Source organism: Peribacillus suis, assembly GCF_059384845.1.
Window position 1 is genome coordinate 3,320,256 of the sequence record NZ_CM182019.1, and the last position, 23,001, is coordinate 3,343,256.

Here is a 23,001-nt window from a genome sequence, read left to right on the forward strand (position 1 = left end):
GCCCGCTTGGATGAATTACCAGCTAAAGTCTTTTGCGTTTTCTTTTGTTTGTAATTCCACATCAATCGGAACTTCTGTAGGTACTACTTCAGCTCCCCATAGTTTTGCTAACGCCATACCAAGTGCGATTCTTACTTGATCCCTTGGAAATTGTGCGGTAGTGGCTTTAAATACACCGCCTTTTACAATGGCTTCAATTGCTTCTGGGTGACCATCAACACTATAAATCCATACATCTTTGCCAGATGCTTCGATTGCACCTAATGAACCTAGCGCACCTTCATCATTAACACTGAATAGTGCATTTAAATCTGGATTCGCTTGTAACATATTTTCTGTCACTTTCATCGCTTCAGCTCTGTCTTGTTTCCCGTTTTGAGTGTTAACAATTTCAATTCCCGGATTCTTAGCAATGGCTGCTTTAAATCCTTTTACACGTTCAAGGATTGGTACAACTGGAATACCATCTAAGATGGCCACTTTTCCTTTACCACCTAAATCTTTCGCCATCTTTTCACCTGCTAGATAACCTGCATCATAGTTTTTAGAACCAACAAATGAGTCAAGCGGACCTTCAGCTTGTGCATCAACTGCCACTACGATCACACCCGCTTTTTTTGCGGCCTCAACAGCTGCTTCTGCACCTTTACTATCAGTAGGATTAATTAAGAGAATGTCAATTTTCTTTTGGATCATATCGTCAATATCATTAATTTGTTTGGATACATCGTGTTGAGCATCCGCAATCACTACTTTTGCACCAATAGCTTTTGCAGCATCTTCAAACGCTTCTTTCATGGAAATAAAGTAAGGGTTGTTCATTTCTTGGAAAGACATTCCGATTTTTATCGTTTTTGCTTTTTTGTCTCCGTCCGCATTGCTTTTGTCGGAGCATCCAGTAGCAAATAACATGATAGTTGCTAGTAAAAATACCAATAATTTCTTGGACAACTTTTTCATTTTTCTTATTCCCCCTTGAATTTTTAAATTAAAAGAATTCGTCATTTTAAGAAATATAATCCAATAAAAGCGATTTATAAAAAACGTACCACCCCCCTTTCATAATAGTAAACGAGTCCTTGTACACGCTTTCATTTATCCAAGAAAACAAAAAGGTGCCTTATATACGCAAGTCATTATGTTAAAAAAACATAATAAATTACGTAAATAAGGCACCCGTAGCCATCAAAAATTTTATACCAGCCGTAAGTATAAAACTTAAAATATTAATTTTAAATACTAGTAGTTGTATGTTCTATACCTATCGTAAGTATAGAATCTTTTTTTGAATTTTCTTTCTATTCTAATTATATTACATACTATAACACATATTACAAGAGGTTAGTATAAAATTTTAAATTATTCAAAATGAAGTAGATTATCTGCTTCAATAAGTTCTTTCGCTACGACGATTAATTTTTTATTTTTATCTCTACTCAACTTTTGCAATCGTTTCATTGCTTCTGCTTCTTTTAAGTTCATTCTGTCCATTAATATTCCTTTGGCTTTTTCAATATGTTTACGCGCTTCTAACGCATTCTTTGTACTGTTTAGCTCGTCCTGTAATTTCTTAAATTCTTCCAGCTTAGATAAACTAATATTAATCGCTATTTTTAAATCCCCAATATCGATTGGCTTTAGCAAATAATAGAGTACACCTACCTCTGTGGCTCTTTTGATTAGTTTTTCATCATGATAACCACTAATAATAATACATGGGATAAATAAGGTTTCATTTATCTTTTTAATCGCATCTATACCATCAAGATTAGGCATATTAATATCCATTAAAATGAGATCTGGCTTATTCTCTAGCGCTAATTCCACTGCTTTTACCCCGTCTGTAGCCACTCCTACCACTTGATGGCCCAGCTTTTCAACGTATGACTTAATCCCCATTAGAACTAAAAATTCATCTTCGGCAAGCAAAATTCGCAATGATTTTGTCACTATTCCTCACCCCATTTGATATTTGTACACACACGCCGAAATGAAAACGCTATCTATTATTGCCACATGTCCTGTACTTTCTAAGCTTATACTACTTTATAGTAACTTCTCCCTATATACTGTTTTATAGTAACATCATTTCTAAAAAAATCCATAAGCATTCGTCGAATTTATACAGAAATTACTCCCTGAAGAAAAGATAAGACGATCTTCCTGAGTATGTTGCTGTTCAGTAGATGATTTATTATCATTAAAGAATACCAAATAATTAGAATATTAAAATGCAGAAAATTTGAATATATTTTCTTTGAGAAAGTCAAAAAGGTGGGGGTGGAATTTTGTCTAAGTTAATTTTTGAGTGTAAGAACGTAACAAATCGCAGTTCTGACGGATATATAAATAATATTAATATAACTTTGGGTTATTCAGAGATCCATGCATTAATTGTCAAAAATAGCTCCGAGCAAAAAGTATTCATCGAAGCCCTAATGAATCTACTAGACTCTTCAAATGCTCAAGGAGAATTATGGTTTAATGATCAATTTCTTAAAAATAGAAAACTTTCTAGAAAGAAGATTGCCATTGTACATCAAAAACCATTATTGGTTAGCAACTTTTCGGTGGCCGAAAATCTAAATTTAACCAATATACCGACACGAAGATTTCTTCCGTTTATCAATTGGGGCAAAATTAAGAGTAAGGCAAAAAGGAATTTGGAGAAACTAGATTTCCAAATAGACTACCGAACCAAGGTACGAAATTTATCTGAGGAAGACAAAAGACTTACCTATATGACGAGTGTATTTTTACAAAACCCAGAAGTCATGATTATGCACGAACCTATGGAAGGGCTCTCAGTTGAAAATGCAACGAAATTATATAATATTATTAAACAGTTTAAAGAAGAAGGCAAAAGCATTATCTATATTACAAAACAATGGGAAGATGCATTAAAGCTAGCGGACCGAATATCTATTCTTTCAAAGGGAACCATTACGGATGAAATGTCAGCTGACATAGCGAAAAGCGACCCACAAAGGTTGTTAAGGAAAATTGAGGATTACAACTTTAAAGAAAACGATAGCTATGATAATGATGTAAAAAGTGTGCTTGATGCCGTTTTCCAAGCTGCAGAATTCCTTACATCTGAATATGAGCTCAAAGATGTATTATTATTACTGGCAAAGGAAGTCACTCGTGTAATGAAAGCTGATGTTTGTTCCATTAAGCTAATTGACGAGTTTACATGGAGTATTATTGATGATTTTGAAATCAAAAATAATAAGGATGTAAAAGCTCAATTAACAAAAGAAGCAATTTTAAAAATTGCTAAAGGGAATGACATCTACTATGCCAATCAAAATGATAGAGAATTCTGCTCACTGTTTGAAAAGAATCATCATGTTAAAACAATTATTTGTGTTCCAGTTTCGATTCGATCTCAAGTAACAGGTATCATTCAATTATCTTATGAAAACCTTTATGTGTATTCGAAAGAGGAATCAAAATATTTATCAGCATTAGCCCTTCATGCAGCTATCGCTATTGAAGACACAAGATTATTGGGAAGATCTGCCTTATTACAAGAAAGTCATCATCGCATAAAAAATAATCTTCAATCGATTGTTGGACTTATATCATTACAAAAAATGTTTATAAATAATACCCCTGATATATCCATCGATGATTTACTAGATAGTATGATTAATCGAATAAAGAGTATTGCTTCTGTCCATAACCTTCTTTCTAAAGACAAATTAGGGAGAAGTATTATTAATGTGAAGCAAATCATGGAAGCGATTATCAACTTAATTAATGACAATCCGAAAATTGCAATACATTTAGATTTAGATGATATATTCATCCCGTATAACAAGGCAACATCAATTGCTCTGATTATTAATGAGTTAGTCATGAACTGCTTTAAACATGCTTTTATAGGAATGGAATCAGGTATGATTACAATTCAATGTAAACGGATAGATGATTATATTTTCTTATCAGTTCAGGATAACGGGCGCGGATTGCCCGAGGATTTTGATATAGCAAAAGCAGATAGCCTTGGACTAACTATTTTACAAGGAATTGTGGCCAGTGATTTTCAAGGGGAAATGAATTTTAGGGGTGAAAAAGAAAATACCATCGTCGAAATCAAATTACCGACCGAGCGTATTTTTCTGCATTGGTAAACATAACAGGTAAAACCGAATGGGGCTGTTTCTTAAGTCCCTTTTAGAACGCTAACGCACCCGTTAACAAAAAAGAACCTTTCTTCAATATGAAGAAACGGTTTTATTCTTTCCTTTTCAATTTTCCGAATAAACCTATTGCAATAGCTGTTAGCGAAACTCAATTCAATCCCTCCTTTTAGACTTAAATGGTTCCATATCGTATTTTTACGAACTAGATACTAAAGTTTCACTAACCTGCCCCTTTTCTACAATAAGAAGTTCAACAGAAAAGGGCATTAATCCTTCTAAGATCAATGCCCTATTAGCACAATAAGAAAAATCATTTTGCTTCATTTAGGATTTTTTCAATTCGGTCAAGTTGTTTTTTAATCTCCTGTATATCTGTTTCTTCCCTTTTGAATTTTTGTTCAGCTATTTTGCCATTAGCTAGATAACGATTAGCAATCTTTACGACATATACAATGAAGACAATGAGTACAACTAGTACCGCTAAAAGAACAAATGGTAGAACAGCTGTAAAAACCTCTACAAACGCTGATGTCTCCACCTCTGGCTCGATGGTTTTCTCCACTTAGTTATCACTCCTTTAAATAGTATAGTTCTGCATTGTTTTGAGCTAACCTGCCCCTTTAGTTCCATAAGAAAAAGCTACCTTAAAGACAGCTCCGATCTTCAGCTAACACCCCTGTATGTTTAAGTACATTTGTTCACAAAGAGATTACCACTCTTGTTACAACTCTTTACTTGCCCATTCCCAATACTTTTCTCCATTTACTCTTATCATCCGATCCAGCCAAGTTGGAAAATCGCATTGCAAATTGTATACAGGTATTCCCATTAAAATCAAATAATTCTTATCTGACGAAAGATCGATGTAAAGTCCACCTACATCTTGAACGTGCCCAATTGGGAACCAATCGTCTTTATTTTCCATTGGCACATATTCACCTGTTTTTACTTTTTCTAATATTGATAACGATTCTTCTAAAGAATGTATGCCAAACAAAGTTCCGTAATCAAAAGAGAAAAATACTGCTCCATTGTGTAGGCGAAGAAAGCTTTTATAGTCTTCAGGTAAATTCTCATATGAGTTTATGATGTCTTCATCAATTGGGGCATTAAATTTAAAACTCATATCGAAAATATGCCCGTCACTTGATTGAATAGTTAGCAAGTTTGTATCGCTCAACCTAGTTTTTAAACCACTCAGTACATTTGCAATACTCGGCTTTGACAAATATTTCTCCTCCATTTTTATGTTGTTATTTGAGTTAACCTGCCCCATTTCTACAATAAGGAGTTCAACACAAAAGGGCATTAATCCTTCTTGGATTAATGCCTCTGTTCATATCAGAAAAACTTTTTATATAGCTCTCGTCGGAGTGTCCCACTTAAATAAGCATAAATTTTAGTCGTTTCACTCTTTTCGTGGCCCATCAAATTTTGAATGACTTCTAAAGGTGCCCCATTATTCAACAAAGTAGTGGCATAACTATGTCTCAACTGATGGGGGTGAATACTTTTATTGATTCCAGATCTATTAGATATCCGTTTAATGACATATCTCATTTGTGAAACACTCATCCTATGAGGAGCACGAACTGTCACAAATAAAGCCGCCTGATCATCTTCTCTTTCGTTTAAATACCTCTTTAGCCAAATATCACACCTAGTATTGAAATAGACTTCTCTCTCTTTATTGCCCTTACCTAATACTATGACGGATTGATTAGAAAAGTTGATGGATTGACGATTTAAATTAACTGCCTCACCAATTCTGCAGCCAGTTGAATACATAAATTCGAATAAGGCATTTTCTAACGGAGTGTAACAGGCTTCTCTTAAATGCTCAATTTCTTCTTCAGATAAAAACTTTGGTATTCTGATATCTAACTTTGGCTCCTTAATTTTAGACGCTGGATTACCATTCAAAACATTTTCATCTTGTGCCCACCGAAACAATGATTTGATAAAACGTATCCTATGACCTAAGCTGGCAGCCTTTAATTGATCAGCAACTTTCCCTAGATATAGCTTTAAAGAATCAGTAGTTATTTCATCAAGTGAAATATCACCGAAATGCCTGATCAACAAGTTTAATTGAACATTATATGCTTTTAAGGTCTGGGGTGAATACCCTTGAATCTGTTTGTCAGCTTTATATAAGTTCCAGGCTTCAGATAGTATCATCCTATTACTCTCCTCATCTATTTTTATCAGTATAGACAAATAGAAGGGAAGTAATACGCCAATTTATTAAACGAATGCACCCATTAATTGAAGAAGAATTTTCTATTCTTCGTATTCATAGATAATAAAATCAGTATTAGGTGGGAGTTTTTCTGAGATTTTTGTAATTGTTGAAAATTGCCTATCATTCGATATTGCAAAAAGATTATCACCATCAAAACCAACCCAAAACACACAGTCATTCTCAAGGAGAGTAACTACTGGAATATCAATCTTTTCTATGCCAAAAATGGTTTTTATACTCATTTTCTCTAATCTAAAAACATCCCTTTTTATCGACCATAAAGCTACATCATTCATACCTCCACAAGCATATACATATGGGAATATAACACTAAACTGTCTGTAATTTTCGATAATCGCCTTATAGAATCCAAATTTAGCTCTTATAAACTCGATATTATATGTTTGGCAATCTTGTTCAAATTCCTCTTGATTGAAGTCATGTACTTCAACAAATATGTATATGGGAAAATGATTGATTTCATTCATCCAGTTTGAAACAAATTCACCTACATTATCATTACTATTAAATGTAAAATCAACTATATTCTCTGATTCCCCTTCAATCGCAAAAGGGAAATAACCACAAGCATCAGGAATATCAGAAATCCATTTATGAGGAATAAATCCAATTTCTAATTTCAATAATAATCCTCCTTTACAAAATACTTCTTATCGTATGATATTCTTTCAGAACTGATTATTCCACTAACCTGCCCCGTTAGTTGAAGTGTAACATTTCACAAGCAAAACAATCTTACGAAAAATCAACCCTTACCTTTAACATAGCTTTTTTATTAAAGGATATTGCGATGTTGCAACGGATCCTTCATCATTCCCACCCATCTGTGACCCTGCATTATATCGGCATTACCGAAGAAGAAACGAATAACGTATTGAAATCATTTAGTGTCTTTCGCTAAGATTTAATATGTTCAACAAACGCACTTATTTGTCGAGAGTTAAAAAAACTGTGAAGTATCACGTAAAGCAAATAACCTGTAAATAAAATAATGTTATTACGATAGTTGGAATAATGACGATAATTAAAGGAGTTTCTTTTTCACGATGATCCTATTATCAATACTTCGGAGCTGCCTCTACAGTAATTGGGACTCATCTTGAACTTGATTGTAAAAATCAAAAAAACTCCTATATAGGAGTTTTTTTGATACTCATTGTTAGCATGTGAATGGCTACTGTAAATTTAGAAACGCCCACCGGCAGCGAGGCCTTTTGGAGAGATACGTTCAATTTCTTCGAAATCCCCTGGTGTAAGTTGAACCTGTAGAGCGCCAAGATTCTCCTTCACCCGGTCTATTCGCGTTGTACCAGGGATTGGCGCAATGAAGTCTCCTTGGGCGAGCAGCCACGCCAATGCAAGTTGAGCAGATGTACACATTTTTTTTGAAGCCATCTCTTCAATCAGCCCTGCGACTTCCACATTTTTAATGAAATTATCGCCTTGGAACCGCTCATAATTTCGCCTATAATCATCCTCAGCCAAATCCTCAAACTTTTTAATTTGTCCTGTCAGGAACCCCCGTCCCAGTGGGCTATAAGGTACAAAACCAATTCCTAATTCTTTGAGAACCGGAAGTACTTCATCTTCTACTTCTCTACTCCATAAAGAATACTCCGTTTCTACTGCCGTAATGGGATGAACGGTGTGCGCACGACGGATGATATCAGCAGGTGCTTCAGAAAGACCGATAAAGCGAATTTTCCCCTCCTTAACCAAGTCGGCCATCGTTCCAATCGTTTCTTCAATAGGGGTATTCGGATCGTAGCGATGTTGATAATAAAGGTCAATGTAATCCAATCCGAGATGGTATAAGCTAGCATCCACGGATTTTTTAATATACGCCCGATCACCTTTGGGTCCCTGGGTATGTGTTATACCAAATTTCGTGGCGATCACCGCTTTATCCCTTCTATCCTTAAGCGCCCGACCTACCAACTTCTCGTTTTCTCCGAATCGCTGCTGTGCAAATTCACCATAAATATCAGCTGTGTCAAACATGGTGACACCGCTATCCAGCGCTTCCTGAATCACGCGAACCGATTCCTCATTATTCGGCATCATCATGGTTCCAAGACCTAAAGCTGAAACCTCTAACCCCTCACGTCCAAGCTTCCTTTTTTGTATAGCTTCCGACCTCATCCATTCTACCTCCTAGAAATAATATTGATGGCACTCATTTTTTGGGATTCCACTTGCCCAACCTCTTATTTAGACTTATCCGAAGCTGGTATTGAAGCCGCAGTCTTAGATGAAGCAGGTCGCGTCAATCAAATTGTATGATTGAATAGAATATTTATTCCTTAGCGAGGTGCATAATGAGTAAACGTGAAGACATTTTGTCTGCAACCCTTGATTTAATTACAGAAGAGGGCTTGCAGTCCTTTACCTTTTCGAAAATTTTCAAGAGGGCAAATGTGGGTTCTAGCACCTTTTATAATTATTATAAAAGCAAAGAGGAACTGGTTAGTGAGCTCTTTGAGAATGCTCGTACTCATATGGGAGAATCAGTTATGATAGGGTATGATCCCAGTTAGACTGTTTATGAAAGATTAAAAGGTATTTTAAAAAGCACGGCGGATTATGCGCTCAACTATCCCAAAGAACTTTCATTTATTGAGAACTATTTCCAGTCACCCTATATCTCCGAAGAATTGAGGAACAGGCTAGATCCCTCAGCCATCGAAATTTTCTCAATCATTGAACAGGGTCAAAAACAACCTGTTTCGATAGTTGGCTTGCATGGAACCACGCATCGCCATTTGGCGCAATCGGCAAGTAACTTGTCTCACTTTACTAGTTACAGAGAGACATGGGACAGGTAATATATAACTGTCCCACCAATAAGATAGATTATAAGCACAATTAATCTAGTGAATGTTTACATAGATAAAAGAAAGAAGGCTCATAGTATGACATCTCATACTCGAATTAAGATCCCGGCAGGATTTTGGGAAGGATTACGCCAACTAGGAATAACCGCCAACGACGTAGTTCAACAAGCACAACTGCCCCTCACCATTCTTACTGCACCAGTTGTCCCCACCGCCCAATACTTAGCAATCTGGCAGGCTTATTCCGATATCATGGATGACACTGCCAAGGGGATCATCAAGCTTGCGACCGTCTTCGAACCTGCTCAATATCCACCGTCCGTCTTAGCGACGTATCACGCCCGTGACTACCGCGACGCTCTCAAACGAATGGCCCGATACAAACAACTTTGCCCCCCCGAAATTTTGCGCATAAACGAGGAAGGTGAGCACTGCACAATTGAACTGGATTGGTTGAATACCGAGCAATCCGGCCCGCCCTTGCTAGTTGGGATCACGCTGGCATTTCTTCTGGAGCTAGGGCGTCGGGGAACAGGCCAACCCTTGATGGCAAGTTCTGTAGAATTCTCGCAACCGATGGGCGATGTACAGGCACTTGAAGCTTACTTCGGTTGCCCGATACAGATCGGTGCAAATGGTAATCGGCTGACTCTACATCGAAGAGATCTGGACCGTCCCTTTGTCTCGTACAACGCAGATTTGTTAGAAATCCTGACACCCGTTCTGGACCGATCGTTGGGTGAGCATCAACGTATCACCCCCATTACAGAGATAGTGAAGTGGATCATTAAGCGGAGTCTAACAGGAGGGCGCCCCGACATACAGACGATCGCGAAGGAGATGGGGATGAGCGATCGTACTCTACAGCGCCGGCTTACTGATGAGGGCAGGAGCTTCAAGCACCTCTTGGCAGAAGTCCGTCAAGAGCAGGCACGAGTGTATTTAACAGACATCTCGCTCGATATTAAAGAAGTGGCCTTCCTGATGGGATATGAGGACCAAAACTCGTTCTACCGCGCCTTCCGCCAATGGGAAGGTGTTACTCCCTCTCATTGGCGCGCTGAACATTTAGGTACACAGACTCGATAAATGGATGGTCCTTAATAGTGAGTTTTTTCATATAAAAAGGGGAAATGTATGATGGATATGGGATTAAACAACAAAACAGCTCTAGTTACAGGATCAACAAAGGGCATAGGTAAAGCAATTGCCATAGAACTGGCCAGAGAAGGCGTGAATGTACTAATCAATGGAAGAAATTTTGAAGATGTAGAACGTACGGTTAATGAAATCAAGTCGGATTTCCCAAATACCTTTCCTCGAAATGCTACAGCAGATATTATGGATATTCAACAAAGAGAAGCTTTATTCAAGGAATATCCCACTATTGATATTTTGGTTAACAGTATGGGTATTTATGAAGTGATGGACTATGAGGACGTGGACGATGAAGTATGGGAAAAATACTTTCGCACCAACGTTCTTGCTGCAAATGGGTTGTCTAAATTCTATTTACCAAAGATGTTGAAAAATAATGACGGCCGCATTATCTTTATTGCGAGTGAAGAAGCCATTATGCCTTCGGGACAAATGCCACAGTATTGCATGACAAAATCAATGCTATTGTCCTTGTCAAAAAGCTTATCGAAATTAACAATTGGAACAGAAGTTACAGTAAATACAATTTTACCGGGGCCCACACTCTCTGAAAATGTGCAGCAAATCATTGACGGTATCTACCCTAATGAAGATATGATGTTTTCAGAAAAGGAGAAAGAATTCATGACTACAAACCTACCACAATCTGAAATACAGCGATTTATCAAGCCAAGTGAAATAGGCCGACTAACTGCATTTGTATGTAGTCCTTATGCATCCTCCTTTAAAGGTTCTCCAATCCGTATGGATGGGGGAATGATACCGACCATTTTTTAACGCTTCCTTTCAATTTAGATGGGGGGATGCGGGGCAGAAGCATTCCAAAAGGTCTCCGGGCTGGCAGTCTAGACAGTTCTGTCATGCTCATTTTCCTTTAAATGGTGATGGCTTGGCACGATGTTTATAAAGACTTTAATTCCCTTACAAGAAAGAGCAGCTGGAGCTATTTAGAGCACTTCAACAAGACTTGTTCCCTGAACCGAAATCCGATATATCAAAAATGGTAGAAGAAGTTCGGGAAACACGGTTTTCAAAGGGATTAGCTTGTCTTCACTGCGGAAGTATGTCCGTTAAACGTAATGGTAAATATCACTCTCGCCAACGCTATCTCTTTAAAGAAAAATATGCTGATTAGCTCCTGGTAATGAATTAAGGATACTTTTTTACATTCTAAATGCCATCAAATGATGCCATTTTTCAGGAACTACACAGTTATTAGTGTTAGAAGAATGATAACTTTTTCAAGACTTTTGTGACATTATTTCTAATGTACTATGGAAATGAGGATGACCGTGCGAAATGTCCATAGAGTAGGACTGAGACAAGCTTATCGTTTTATAATCGGTAAAAAAGCTTTCTAACTCACTTCTTGTAAAATAATGAAGAAACATATTTGAACTTGTTTTATAAAACGTATGCTCTGCTAATTGCTCATACTTCTCTAGAGCTTTTTTTCTACCTGGTTCTTTATCATCAAAGGCATTAATATATACCAACCCATTTTTAATTAGCCCATTTTTCACCTTTTCGATAATAATTTTAATATCCTTATCAGGAAAAAAATTAAGTACATTAGAAAGTATAATTAAAGAATATTTATTTGGTTCAATCTCAAAAGAAGTAATATCTTGAACTTTAGCGTTAATATTCAGATTTTGCTCTTTCGAAAGTTCCAAACATCGTTCTACTGCTGTTTCAGAAATATCGATACCCTCAACAGCAAATCCCTTTTTAGCGAAAAAAAGGGCATTCCGTCCTTCTCCAATACCTAAGTCTAAAACCTCTCCGTTTTCAGGAAGCATTTCAACATATTGAGATAAGATACTATTAGGATTGAATCCCCATAAAATATCGACATTTTTATATTCTTTCTCCCATATATTTTGTTCCATTTTTGACACCCTGCATTTAACCTCCCAAGTAATCCCAAAATATTATTACCTTTATGATACCATAAATTCCATATTACGCCTTTCAACTATCCTACCTTGTTAGTTAAAAGTATAACGTCTCACAAACAATATTACCTTTACGAAAAACAACCTTTATCTTTAACACCGCCTTTTATTAAAAAGGCCTTATTCAATAGCAACAATCTTTTAGAAAAGAGCCTATTTATTATTGCCACATCACTCACCTCAGTAAGTCGTTCTCTGATTTTATCTCGACGGCCTCTTGTAGAAGTCTTTGAAGAAGAGCCGCAAAGACAGCAATCACCATCGGCGCAAAAATCATCACCATTCCAACTAGGATAAGACCCGGTGCATCATCATTCTCCGCTAAGATAAAGACAAATGGTAAGCCGATTACATAAAGACCACTGATTATGAGGGCACAGTTTTTGATTTTCTTTAGAGCTCTTACAGATAACTCCGAGAAAGCTTGGTTCTTGTCAATATAACGCAAAAGGGTAAACGATTGATAAAGAGCGAAGTAGAATGGAATGACTGACAGATACATCACTACTAGAATTCCATATACCACATAGGCCAAGTCCCATCCTCGATTTGCTGCTTCATTGGCTTCATTCGCAATCTGAGGCAACACAAATAGGCACAAAACAAGAACCGGAATGCCAATGAAAATCACAGCCACCTTCAAAAAGAGTGTCGAACTTCGTTTCATAGAAAAGCACCTCATTTGTTTTAAAGTCCATTGAACCTAACACGATTTTTGTAAAACAAAAGCAGAAACGTTGATTCAACAACATTTCCGCCTCTTTATTTCTGCAAAATTCACTGGATAAGGACTTATTATACAGCCCCTCTATTACCCTTAAAAAAACGTTAAAGTTGTACAAGCATTTTAAAATCTTTGTGTTTTCTTCCGCCCACTTCATATTCTATTACTTCTTTTCTTTCAAAACCAAATTGTTCATATAAAGCAATGGCAATTTGATTATCGACAGAAGCACTTGTATAAAGTGGTACATGACCATATTTGTTGGTAAAAAACTCTATAAACTTTTGTATGACCCTTTTCCCTATTCCTTTGTTTTGATCGTTCACATCAATCATAAATCTGCTCATTGACCATCCGTTAAGTTCATAATCAAAATCATATAAAATAAAACCAACCATTTTATTATCACAATAAACCCCTAATGGGTATAGATCAGGTTCATATGCACTTTGTACTAAAGAAAAAATATTAGAGGCGACAAAGTTTTCCTGTTCTTTATGTAAGCGAAGTTTTATGCACTCGTTATAATTTGATTGTTCAATTACCTTAAACTCAATATTCATTTGGACCTCCCAGAAATCTTTTATATTAATAAGTATTTTAAGTCATCTCTTGGTTGTTTTCTTAACTGATTATGTCTTTGACTAACCTGCTTGAGTTTAAGTGTAACATTTTACAAACAATACCACTTCATAAAAATTTAACCGTTACCTTTAACATAGACTAACGAAAAAAAAGGTAAGCCCCAAAGTCTTTGTCTGACTTTTGGGGCTTACCCTTAAAGATCAATATGTCTTTGGGATCCATGTTCATTTAATCAGACCCTATTTTCATTCATGCCTTTACAAATACGGTCTTAATGGACGTGTAAAACTCTTTTGCCGCTTCCCCCTGCTCACGGGAGTGGGAGCTGGATTGCTTCATCCCCCCGAATGGGGCTTGTAGTTCAACTCCAGCCGATTCAGCGTTAATTCGTACGAGACCAGCATCCATTTCATTAATGAAGGAAAGCATGTGACCGATATTTTTGGTGAAAATAGAAGCACTTAGCCCAAACTTCACGTCGTTTGCAATGTGTACGGCTTCTTCCAACGTCTCCACTTTAATCAGGGCAAGTACGGGTCCGAAGATTTCCTCTTGAGCGATCGTCATGCTGTTACTAACGTTTTCAAAGACTGCGGGTTCCATAAAGAATCCATCGGCTAATTCCCCATCCTCTATCCGTTTACCGCCATAAATCAATGTTGCGCCTTCTTCGATTCCTTTCTTAACGTATGATAGTGCTGTATTAAGCTGATTCTCACTTGCACATGGACCCATCCATACATCCTCATTCAGGCCATTACCAATTTTTATTTCCTTTATCTTCTCAATCAGTTTATTTTTAAACTCCTCATACACTTCACTTTGGACGATTACCCGGCTTGTAGCCGTACATTTCTGACCTGTGGAACGGAGACCTCCGCTAATCGTTGCTTCTACGGCCTGTGTTAAATCGGCATCATTGGCCACGATGACCGGGTTCTTCCCGCCCATTTCCAACTGATATTTAGCACCACGCTTGAAAGCCCCCAGTCCAATCGTTTTACCGACAGAATCAGACCCCGTGAATGTAACCGCATTGATATCCGGGTGATCGGTAATCGCCTGACCAATGACAGACCCCGGTCCTGTTACCATATTAATCGTCCCCACCGGAAGCCCTGCCTCATCAAAACATTCCATTACTTTGGCGGCGGTTACTGCCGCTTCTTGAGCCGGTTTCAGAATAACAGCATTTCCATAGATGAGTGCCGGCGCCATTTTCCAGATAGGTATGGCTACGGGGAAATTCCAAGGCGTGATCACACCTACAACTCCTAGGGGAACACGAGTCGTGAACATCAGGGCTTCGGAATCCGATGGAGGAATCACATCACCTATCTTCCTCATTCCCTCTCCTGCATAATAACGTAGGATTGCGACACCTCTAGCTGTTTCCCCTTTCGCTTCGGGGAACGTTTTTCCCATTTCACGCGTCATCGTTTCCGCAATTTCATCGATACGTCGCTCGATTGCATTCGCGGCCTTATACAAAAACTCTCCACGGGCAGCACCGGATAGTTTCCTCCAATACACTTGTGCTTTCTTCGCGGCAAGCACCGCATCATCCAGATCTTCTTTCCCAGACTGCTGTACATACCCGACGACTTCATGACGATTGGCTGGATTGATACTCGTATCAACCTTTTGAATAGAAGCCGATACCCATTTACCATTGATATAGTTTAAATACGTTTTTTCATCCGTTTTTACGTTCATCTTATATACCCCCATATTCCTTGTAATGGTTTAATCGTGAAATGAATTGAATGAATAGTTAGATTATTATGGTTGCACAAGGGTTTTCTACAAAATCAGTACACCATCTGCTTCACTCAGACTAAAATGTTCTTCGGCAGCTTTACATTATTTTTCAAGACACCGATGCCAGAGACTTCAATCTCAATCCGATCTCCATCTAATAAAGTAAAGTCATTTTCCGGAATGATGCACGTTCCCGTCAACAATACAGTGCCGTCAAAAATTTGATTGTCGCGAATGAGGAACGAGACTAACTCATGGTATTTTCTTTTTAACTGGCTGGTATTCGCTTGCCCCTCTACTTTAAGCTCGTCGTTCCGGTAGATTCTACAGGTGATGTCGAAATCATAAGGATCTTTCACGGACTCGGCAAGGAGGATGGCTGGCCCAATGGAACAGGAGTTTTTCCACATTTTCGCTTGTGGGAGATAAAGAGGGTTCTCTCCTTCAATGTCACGACAGCTCATGTCATTCCCAATCGTATATCCAAGAATGCCACCTTCCCGGTCGATGACAAGGCCCAATTCAGGCTCGGGGATCTGCCAATTGGAGTCACTGCGTAAATATACGTCCTTCCCTGGGCCGACTGTACGCGCGGCCGTGGACTTAAAGAAAATTTCCGGACGTTCCGCCTCATAGATCTTGTCATAGAAAGTAGTGACATCAAGCCTTCCATCTGTCGCTTCATAGTTACGGGCATCGCGGCTACGCTCATATGTAACGCCAGACGCCCATACTTCTTCCGCTACAATGGGAACGAGTAATGATAAATCTTCTAATGGTTGTTGAATAGGCATTGATGTAGAAAGGAAATTTTCTATGAAAGAGAGTGGGGATACTTGTTGTTCATTTGCCTGTTGGATTAGTTCAATCAAGCCTTCTTGAGGAAGGGGATATACTTCTCCCCCAATAGTAACTGCTGCTAGCGTTGCATTTGAGTGCTCATTGATATATCGGATAATCCGCATTAAATAGCCTCCTTTTGTTTTATAATATAAAACACAGTTTTTATATATAGACAAAAGAGAAGGGAACCACCTTCTATGAAATTGGTATCCCATTCCCCATTTGCTCTGATAATTCTAAGGCCGCCTGTTTCAGTTGTTCGATGAAAATGTCTAACTGAGAATCATTTATGCGACCTACGAGTGTAGAAAGACTAATCGCTGCAATAACCTTATTCTCATGATTTCGAATAGGCGCTGCAATGCAACGAACGCCAGGCTCATTTTCCTGGTTATCGATGGCGTACCCTTGAGATCGAACTTGTTCAAGCTCACGCATGAATTTAGATTCATCCGTAATGGTAAGCTCCGTTTGTTTTAAATAGACATATTCATGTAGAATTTTTTTAATTTCTTCCGGATCTTTAAAGGCGATTAACGCTTTACCGACAGCGGAGCAGTGAAGGGGAATTCGTTTTCCTATTTTTGAATAGAGAATAACGGCCATTGGGCCTTCCACTTTATCAATATATACCCCTTCTTTTCCGTCCAATATAACCAAGTGGGTTGTCTGTCCGGTTTTGGCGGATAAATCCATTAAGTATTTTTTTGATAAATCCCTGACGTCCAAGGACTGTATGACATAGTTCCCTCTTTCAAAAAGCTTCATTCCCAATCCATACTTCCCATTCTCAGGATTCTGGCTGATATAGCCATGATTTAAAAGCGTTTTCAATAAAGAATGGATTGTACTCTTGTGAAGTCCCATTTGATTACTGATATCTGTTATCTTCAATTCTGTTGTATGTTCGTCAAACAAATCGAGAATGCGAAGAGCGCGATCTACTGATTGAATAACAGGCATGATTGTCACCTACTTGTTTTAAATTATGAAACTCGGTTTTATAATGACAAAATTTTCTCATAATTCAATATAATACTAGATTTTTTGAAAAGTCAAGAAGCAATATTACTTACATGGAATTTTTTTCGTCCCATAAATAATTGGATTGAATCCATTTATGTACCTACATAAATTATGATTATCCGGATTATTCTTCAGATGACCCCTCCTGGATTACGTCATTATTATCTAGGTAAAACTTCTTATAAATATACGGTTTTTTCCTACGAAAAAATTAATTGACTTTTCAGAAAATATATGATTACTTTAGATTACACCATAAGTTTTTTATAGATAAACATTGTTTTATATTATAAAACAAAAGGAGGTTTCTTAGAGAACTTCAAAGATCAATATAGATTTGTAGGGAATGAACGAACGGAATGTTACGTGATTGACTTACAGTGAAAGCGAAAATCTAATGGCGGAGGTTTATAGATATGTCATTTCAATCAATATTTGGCGAAGAGGATGTCTCTCTTTACAAAATTCAAACGCATGCAAAAGGGGCAGATGGTTCCCTCCCCCTTACTTCCGAAATGTTGTTAGAATCACCAAGTGGTGACCTTTTTGGATTATCCCAAAATGTTGGAATGGGCTGGTCCGCTTCAAACCTCCTTGGAAAACAAATCCTCATCCTCGGTACACAAGGGGGCATTAGGGATCATGATGGTACGCCTATTGCATTAGGCTATCATACCGGCCATTGGGAAATAGGCCTATTAATGAAGGCGGCAGCCGAAGAGATCAGTAAACAAGGCGGCGTTCCCTTTGCAGGATTCGTAAGTGACCCATGCGATGGCCGCACGCAAGGAACGACCGGGATGTTCGATTCCCTTCCGTATCGAAACGATGCAGCCATCGTTTATCGAAGATTAATCCGATCATTGCCTACGGGTCGGGCAGTCATTGGGGTGGCAACATGTGATAAAGGTCTTCCAGCCATGATGGTCGCTTTAGCATCCATGCACGACTTGCCAACTGTCATCGTCCCTGGAGGTGTGACACTTCCACCTATCAATGGCGAAGATGCAGGAAAGATCCAAACCATCGGGGCACGATACGCAAACAACGAAATCACATTGCAAGAAGCTGCAGACCTCGGTTGCCGTGCGTGTGCAACACCAGGCGGAGGCTGTCAATTCCTTGGAACAGCCGGAACCTCCCAAGTCGTGGCAGAAGCCCTTGGCATGGCACTACCTCACTCAGCACTTGCCCCTTCAGGTCAACCAGTATGGGTGGAGATGGCAAAGCAATCAGCACGTGCAGCCTTAGAATTGGAGAAGAAGAAAATATCCACCAAGGATATTATTACGGATAAAGCAATAGAAAACGCGATGGTGATTCATGCAGCTTTCGGAGGTTCCACGAACTTATTACTTCATATCCCAGCCATTGCCCATGCAGCTAAATGCAAGTTACCAACTGTTGAAGATTGGACCAGGATCAACAAGAAAGTCCCCCGCTTAGTCGATGTACTGCCAAATGGTCCGACTGGCCATACGACGGTCAAGGTATTCCTGGCAGGCGGAGTCCCGGAAGTTATGCTTCATTTAAGAAAACTAGGTGTCTTGCATGAAGATGTACTAACCGTTACCGGCGAAACCCTTGGTGCAAACCTCGATTGGTGGGAACAATCAGAACGACGGGTTATGATGAAGAAACAATTGTTGGAAAATGATGGGATCAACCCTGATGACGTGATCATGGACCCAGCCATAGCAAAAGAAAAAGGGCTTACGTCCACCGTGACCTTCCCGAAAGGAAATATTGCTCCTGAAGGATCCGTCATTAAATCCACGTCCATCGATCCATCCGTGGTGGGAGAAGATGGAGTATATCGCCATACAGGAAAAGCCAAAGTGTTCACTTCAGAAAAGTCCGCTATAAAAGCGATTAAAACAGGAGGCATACAAGCAGGAGATGTAATGGTCGTTATGGGCGGCGGTCCTTCAGGAACGGGGATGGAGGAAACCTATCAACTAACATCGGCCTTAAAACATCTGTCTTACGGAAAACATGTCTCCTTGATTACGGATGCGCGTTTTTCTGGTGTCTCGACTGGCGCATGTATTGGACACATTGGACCTGAGGCCTTGGCTGGCGGGGCAATCGGAAAATTACGTGATGGAGATATCATTGAAATCATCGTCGATCGCAATCAATTAGCGGGTTCCGTCAATTTCGTCGGCACGGAGAATGATAGACTTTCTTTAGAAGAGGCCACTACAGTCTTGGAAGGACGTGACCTTCATCCGGACCTTAGACCGGATCCTAAACTTCCAGATGATACTCGTTTATGGGCTGCACTTCAATCAGTGAGTGGAGGAACTTGGCGTGGAAATATCTATGATACAGATCGAATTATCGAAGTTCTAAAAGCCGGAGTAAAAGCATTGGGTGAAGAAAAAACGCTCGTTCAGAATTGATGAATGAAAGTGGGTAGAATATGGCGACCACTTTCAGAATGAAAATGTAAGCGTTTTCTATATAATTTTTAAACTACCCACTTTTTATAACTAGTAAACAAAATAGCATAAGCCATCCTAGAGTTACGAACGATTGTAGTAAGTTTGAGCAAACCGAAATATTTTCATTATTTTATGGGAGGTTTATTATGCCATTACTTATAGTAGCGTTTGGGATTATCCTGTTGCTCATTTTGATTACTGGATTCAAGTTAAATACATTCGTTTCATTGATCGTTGTATCTTTTGTTGTCTCTTTAGCACTAGGGACGCCGTTAAAGGATATCGTGACAACCATTGAAGGTGGATTAGGCGGTACACTTGGTCATATCGCTTTAATCTTTGGACTTGGAGCCATGCTCGGTAGGCTTATTGCTGATGCAGGAGGAGCCCAGCGGATTGCCATGACCTTGATTAACAAATTTGGCGAAGATAAAATTCAATGGGCTGTTGTGGTTGCCTCTTTTATCGTTGGGATCGCCCTATTCTTTGAAGTGGGTTTAGTGTTATTGATTCCGATTGTATTCACGATGGCCAAAGAACTGAAAGTTTCAATTCTACACCTAGGTATCCCCATGGCTGCAGCCTTATTAGCCACACATAGTTTCCTACCCCCGCATCCAGGTCCAACCGTCATTGCTGGTGAATATGGTGCAGATATTGGATTGGTGTTACTTTACGGAATCATCGTCGCCATACCAACCGTCATCCTTGCAGGTCCCCTCTATACGAAGTTTGCTAAAAAAATAGTCCCGGATGCATTCAAGAAAACGGGTAATATCGCTTCTTTGGGCGAACAAAAAACATTCAAGCTGGAAGAAACGCCTGGTTTCGGAATAAGTGTTTTGACTGCCATGTTCCCTGTTTTATTAATGGCCATAGCCACCATCCTTGATATGGTTCAAAAATCAGTAGGATTTGAGGATAATACATTAATAGAAATCGTTCGTCTGGTAGGAAACGCTTCGACTGCCATGTTGTTATCTTTATTCCTTGCCTTCTATACAATGGGAATCGCAAGAAAGACTCCAATCAGAGAGGTCATGGCTTCCTGTACCTCATCCATTGCCGCAATCGGGATGATGCTCTTGATCATTGGAGGAGGCGGTGCCTTCAAGCAAGTACTCATCACTGGAGGTGTAGGAGATTACGTAGCGGAATTATTCACAGGCAGTGCCATGTCACCAATCATCCTTGCCTGGTTAGTCGCTGCCATATTAAGGGTTTCCTTAGGATCAGCCACAGTTGCCGCCATTTCCACTGCAGGATTAGTCATCCCCATCCTGGCTCAATACGATGTGAATCTAGCCTTGGTAACGCTCGCAACGGGAGCAGGAAGTTCCATTTGCTCACATGTGAATGACGCAGGATTTTGGATGATTAAAGAATACTTTGGGCTAAGCATGAAAGAAACATTCTCAACATGGACCGTACTATCCACTATCACTTCTTTATCAGGATTAGGATTCATTTTATTATTAAACTCATCCCTGATTATCGCAGGAATCATCATCGTTCTCATTATAATAGGAGCCGTGTATTTCAGTATGACGGACCGGCCTAAAGATAAAGGAAACACAGTCGGAATATAAAGACGTAAAGAGTCTATATAGTGAAAAAAAGAAGTGGATATCCTACTAGTCTGTAGAGTATCCACTTCTCTTTTTTATCGTGTGTAAGACAGGTCAATTATTTAGGGATTTCTTCGTAAGCCAGCTTCGTGATTACATCCCTATGTTGCGGATATTTTGACAATAGCTCTTCTTGAGTAAACAGCTCGAAGTCCTGGAACTCAAAACCAGGCGAGACCATGCACCCAACTAATGAGAACGTATCTTCATCTCTGACGGAAGAACCGAAGATGGAATGTTTCGGGACCAACACTTGCGGGATTTCCCCTTCGTCCAGGTTAATCCCCAGTTTACTTTCTTTGTAATCTCCCTTTTCATCAATCACATGAATCGTTAAAGGGCTTCCCGCATGGTAATACCATAATTCATCGGATTTCAAACGATGTAGATGGGAAATGTCATTCGAGCCCAATAGAAAGAAGATGCTTGTATAAAGCTTTCTCTTTCCTTCAAACTCTACCGATAACTCTTGATCTGAAATCCGCTCCTCGGATTCGAATGTCCGTTTATAAAACCCACCCTCTGGATGTGGTTCCATCCCGAGCTTGGTCACATAATAGTTCGCATCGTTCATAGTAAATACCTCCCCAAAAATGCCCGCTCAATCGTAAGGACGGCACGTGATTTGATCATATATCAAACCGTACCTACATTTCAATCTAGTATGCAAGCTTATTCAATCCTTCTTCATCGATAATTTGATCTAATGAAATGCCACGGGGCATATCGGGTGGAACTCCATTTTCACCAAACGTATCACCACATTGTGTCTGTGTAACAAAAAAGTAGGAAGTGAAGTACTCGTAGTCTTCGTTCCCGACTCTATCCGTGCCTCCACTATGGATGCATGCCTCGTCAATCTTTTCTTTATTCCCTTCTGAATCTATATAATAATATTGATCATTAATTATGCCTTCGCTTACAGGAAGGGAGCTGAGTGTGTAGCCTTTATCATTGATTCGGTACACATCAAAACCTTCACTTTTCTCAGGTGGCGGTGCATCCTCGATATTGTACACCACCCTCACTTCCCCCTCATACCCTTTTGGAATGAGATACGATCGATTGGTATACTCTTCGAACATCGTATCCGGAAGTGCCATTAACCCGAATACAGCCAAAGAGAAGAAGAGAACAGTGAATAGCCCGTTCATGAAGAGCATCTTGTTCGCAGGCTTTTGCCCCCTACCGTTTCCTCTCGCTCTCTGCCACTCTTCTGAAAGAAAGAAAAGCAAAGAGCAGACAACGGCAAAGACTCCTAGATCTCGTAAAACGATGAAGGATAAAAACCCAAACACCGAATAGATCAAAGAAGCCAAAACAAAACGATACGGTCCAGCCTTTTTCGTGACAAAATCCGATAAAAACGAAACCGGTAGACCGTAGACTGCACATCCGATGAATGCATAGATCAATACGGGTATAACCATCCAAGGTTCCAACAGAAGAAAGAACCCACCGAGGATAACACTGACAACTATGACGGATTTAATTTTTCTACTGATGATGTGCTGCATTTCATTTCTCCTTTGGTTTACATTTGTTTCTCGAGACTTAATTACCCATAACTTTCTATTTCACTATAAATCCACCATACACTATATTCCAAATAAAAAAAAT

21 protein-coding genes and 1 pseudogene are annotated in these 23,001 nt (G+C 39.1%); 7 read left to right on the forward strand and 15 right to left on the reverse strand.

What is annotated here, in order from left to right:
* Positions 1 to 15: 15 nt before the first annotated feature.
* A complete protein-coding gene (locus AC503W_RS16245) occupies positions 16 to 960 on the reverse strand; it encodes an ABC transporter substrate-binding protein (protein WP_494914944.1) in 945 nt (314 codons plus the stop codon).
* 399 nt (positions 961 to 1,359) lie between these two features.
* Positions 1,360 to 1,950 (reverse strand): ANTAR domain-containing response regulator, encoded by a 591-nt coding sequence (locus AC503W_RS16250; protein WP_402986954.1) that lies wholly within the window; start codon positions 1,948 to 1,950, stop codon positions 1,360 to 1,362.
* Positions 1,951 to 2,288: 338 nt separating this feature from the next.
* Here AC503W_RS16250 and AC503W_RS16255 point away from each other — a divergent pair, with 338 nt between their 5' ends.
* Positions 2,289 to 4,139: a histidine kinase dimerization/phosphoacceptor domain -containing protein gene (locus AC503W_RS16255; RefSeq protein WP_427687476.1), complete on the forward strand. Its 1,851-nt coding sequence runs from the start codon at positions 2,289 to 2,291 to the stop codon at positions 4,137 to 4,139.
* Positions 4,140 to 4,461: 322 nt separating this feature from the next.
* Here AC503W_RS16255 and AC503W_RS16260 read toward each other — a convergent pair whose 3' ends face one another.
* From AC503W_RS16260 to AC503W_RS16280, 5 genes are all read right to left on the reverse strand, one after another.
* Positions 4,462 to 4,713 carry a hypothetical protein gene (locus AC503W_RS16260; protein ID WP_402957540.1) on the reverse strand — a complete coding sequence of 84 codons (252 nt, stop codon included), beginning with the start codon at positions 4,711 to 4,713 and terminating at the stop codon, positions 4,462 to 4,464.
* Positions 4,714 to 4,872: 159 nt separating this feature from the next.
* Positions 4,873 to 5,379, reverse strand: coding sequence for an SMI1/KNR4 family protein (locus AC503W_RS16265; protein WP_494914947.1), 507 nt, complete (start codon positions 5,377 to 5,379; stop codon positions 4,873 to 4,875).
* 113 nt (positions 5,380 to 5,492) lie between these two features.
* On the reverse strand, positions 5,493 to 6,332 hold the full coding sequence (locus tag AC503W_RS16270) for a tyrosine-type recombinase/integrase (protein ID WP_494914948.1): 840 nt from the start codon (positions 6,330 to 6,332) through the stop codon (positions 5,493 to 5,495).
* 102 nt (positions 6,333 to 6,434) lie between these two features.
* Positions 6,435 to 7,040: a hypothetical protein gene (locus tag AC503W_RS16275; protein WP_494914950.1), complete on the reverse strand. Its 606-nt coding sequence runs from the start codon at positions 7,038 to 7,040 to the stop codon at positions 6,435 to 6,437.
* A 562-nt stretch (positions 7,041 to 7,602) separates the two neighbouring features.
* Positions 7,603 to 8,544: an aldo/keto reductase gene (locus AC503W_RS16280; RefSeq protein ID WP_494917380.1), complete on the reverse strand. Its 942-nt coding sequence runs from the start codon at positions 8,542 to 8,544 to the stop codon at positions 7,603 to 7,605.
* Positions 8,545 to 8,735: 191 nt separating this feature from the next.
* Between AC503W_RS16280 and AC503W_RS16285 the strand changes: the two genes are divergently transcribed.
* The 4 genes and pseudogenes from AC503W_RS16285 to AC503W_RS16300 all read left to right on the forward strand — a co-directional run.
* Positions 8,736 to 8,954: a TetR/AcrR family transcriptional regulator gene (locus AC503W_RS16285; protein ID WP_494914952.1), complete on the forward strand. Its 219-nt coding sequence runs from the start codon at positions 8,736 to 8,738 to the stop codon at positions 8,952 to 8,954.
* Positions 8,955 to 9,329: 375 nt separating this feature from the next.
* Positions 9,330 to 10,340, forward strand: coding sequence for an AraC family transcriptional regulator (locus tag AC503W_RS16290; RefSeq protein ID WP_494914954.1), 1,011 nt, complete (start codon positions 9,330 to 9,332; stop codon positions 10,338 to 10,340).
* A 51-nt stretch (positions 10,341 to 10,391) separates the two neighbouring features.
* On the forward strand, positions 10,392 to 11,186 hold the full coding sequence (locus AC503W_RS16295; RefSeq protein WP_494917382.1) for an SDR family NAD(P)-dependent oxidoreductase: 795 nt from the start codon (positions 10,392 to 10,394) through the stop codon (positions 11,184 to 11,186).
* Positions 11,187 to 11,287: 101 nt separating this feature from the next.
* A pseudogene (locus tag AC503W_RS16300) lies at positions 11,288 to 11,529 on the forward strand (transposase-like zinc-binding domain-containing protein); the annotation flags it as partial.
* 121 nt (positions 11,530 to 11,650) lie between these two features.
* Here AC503W_RS16300 and AC503W_RS16305 read toward each other — a convergent pair.
* The 6 genes from AC503W_RS16305 to AC503W_RS16330 form a co-directional block, all read right to left on the reverse strand.
* The gene (locus AC503W_RS16305; protein ID WP_494917384.1) at positions 11,651 to 12,301 is read right to left on the reverse strand and encodes a class I SAM-dependent methyltransferase; all 651 of its coding nucleotides are present in this window, start codon (positions 12,299 to 12,301) and stop codon (positions 11,651 to 11,653) included.
* Between the two features lie 241 nt (positions 12,302 to 12,542).
* Positions 12,543 to 13,034, reverse strand: a complete 492-nt coding sequence (locus AC503W_RS16310; RefSeq protein WP_494914956.1) for a DUF2975 domain-containing protein — start codon at positions 13,032 to 13,034, stop codon at positions 12,543 to 12,545.
* Positions 13,035 to 13,195: 161 nt separating this feature from the next.
* Complete coding sequence (locus AC503W_RS16315; RefSeq protein ID WP_494914958.1) at positions 13,196 to 13,654, reverse strand: GNAT family N-acetyltransferase; 459 nt, start codon at positions 13,652 to 13,654, stop codon at positions 13,196 to 13,198.
* Between the two features lie 271 nt (positions 13,655 to 13,925).
* Positions 13,926 to 15,392 carry an alpha-ketoglutaric semialdehyde dehydrogenase GucD gene (gene gucD, locus AC503W_RS16320; RefSeq protein ID WP_494914960.1) on the reverse strand — a complete coding sequence of 489 codons (1,467 nt, stop codon included), beginning with the start codon at positions 15,390 to 15,392 and terminating at the stop codon, positions 13,926 to 13,928.
* A gap of 116 nt (positions 15,393 to 15,508) precedes the next feature.
* Entirely contained in the window at positions 15,509 to 16,402 is an 894-nt protein-coding gene (locus AC503W_RS16325) for a fumarylacetoacetate hydrolase family protein (RefSeq protein ID WP_494914962.1), read from the reverse strand.
* A gap of 73 nt (positions 16,403 to 16,475) precedes the next feature.
* Positions 16,476 to 17,243 (reverse strand): IclR family transcriptional regulator, encoded by a 768-nt coding sequence (locus AC503W_RS16330; RefSeq protein WP_402986983.1) that lies wholly within the window; start codon positions 17,241 to 17,243, stop codon positions 16,476 to 16,478.
* Positions 17,244 to 17,722: 479 nt separating this feature from the next.
* Between AC503W_RS16330 and AC503W_RS16335 the strand changes: the two genes are divergently transcribed.
* Together AC503W_RS16335 and AC503W_RS16340 are read left to right on the forward strand one after the other, a co-directional pair.
* On the forward strand, positions 17,723 to 19,711 hold the full coding sequence (locus AC503W_RS16335) for a YjhG/YagF family D-xylonate dehydratase (RefSeq protein WP_494914964.1): 1,989 nt from the start codon (positions 17,723 to 17,725) through the stop codon (positions 19,709 to 19,711).
* A gap of 188 nt (positions 19,712 to 19,899) precedes the next feature.
* Positions 19,900 to 21,342, forward strand: coding sequence for a GntP family permease (locus AC503W_RS16340; protein ID WP_494914966.1), 1,443 nt, complete (start codon positions 19,900 to 19,902; stop codon positions 21,340 to 21,342).
* A 97-nt stretch (positions 21,343 to 21,439) separates the two neighbouring features.
* Here AC503W_RS16340 and AC503W_RS16345 read toward each other — a convergent pair whose 3' ends face one another.
* Together AC503W_RS16345 and AC503W_RS16350 are read right to left on the reverse strand one after the other, a co-directional pair.
* A complete protein-coding gene (locus AC503W_RS16345; RefSeq protein WP_494914967.1) occupies positions 21,440 to 21,955 on the reverse strand; it encodes a cupin domain-containing protein in 516 nt (171 codons plus the stop codon).
* An 85-nt stretch (positions 21,956 to 22,040) separates the two neighbouring features.
* The gene (locus AC503W_RS16350; RefSeq protein WP_494914969.1) at positions 22,041 to 22,898 is read right to left on the reverse strand and encodes a DUF6843 domain-containing protein; all 858 of its coding nucleotides are present in this window, start codon (positions 22,896 to 22,898) and stop codon (positions 22,041 to 22,043) included.
* Positions 22,899 to 23,001 lie beyond the last annotated feature (103 nt).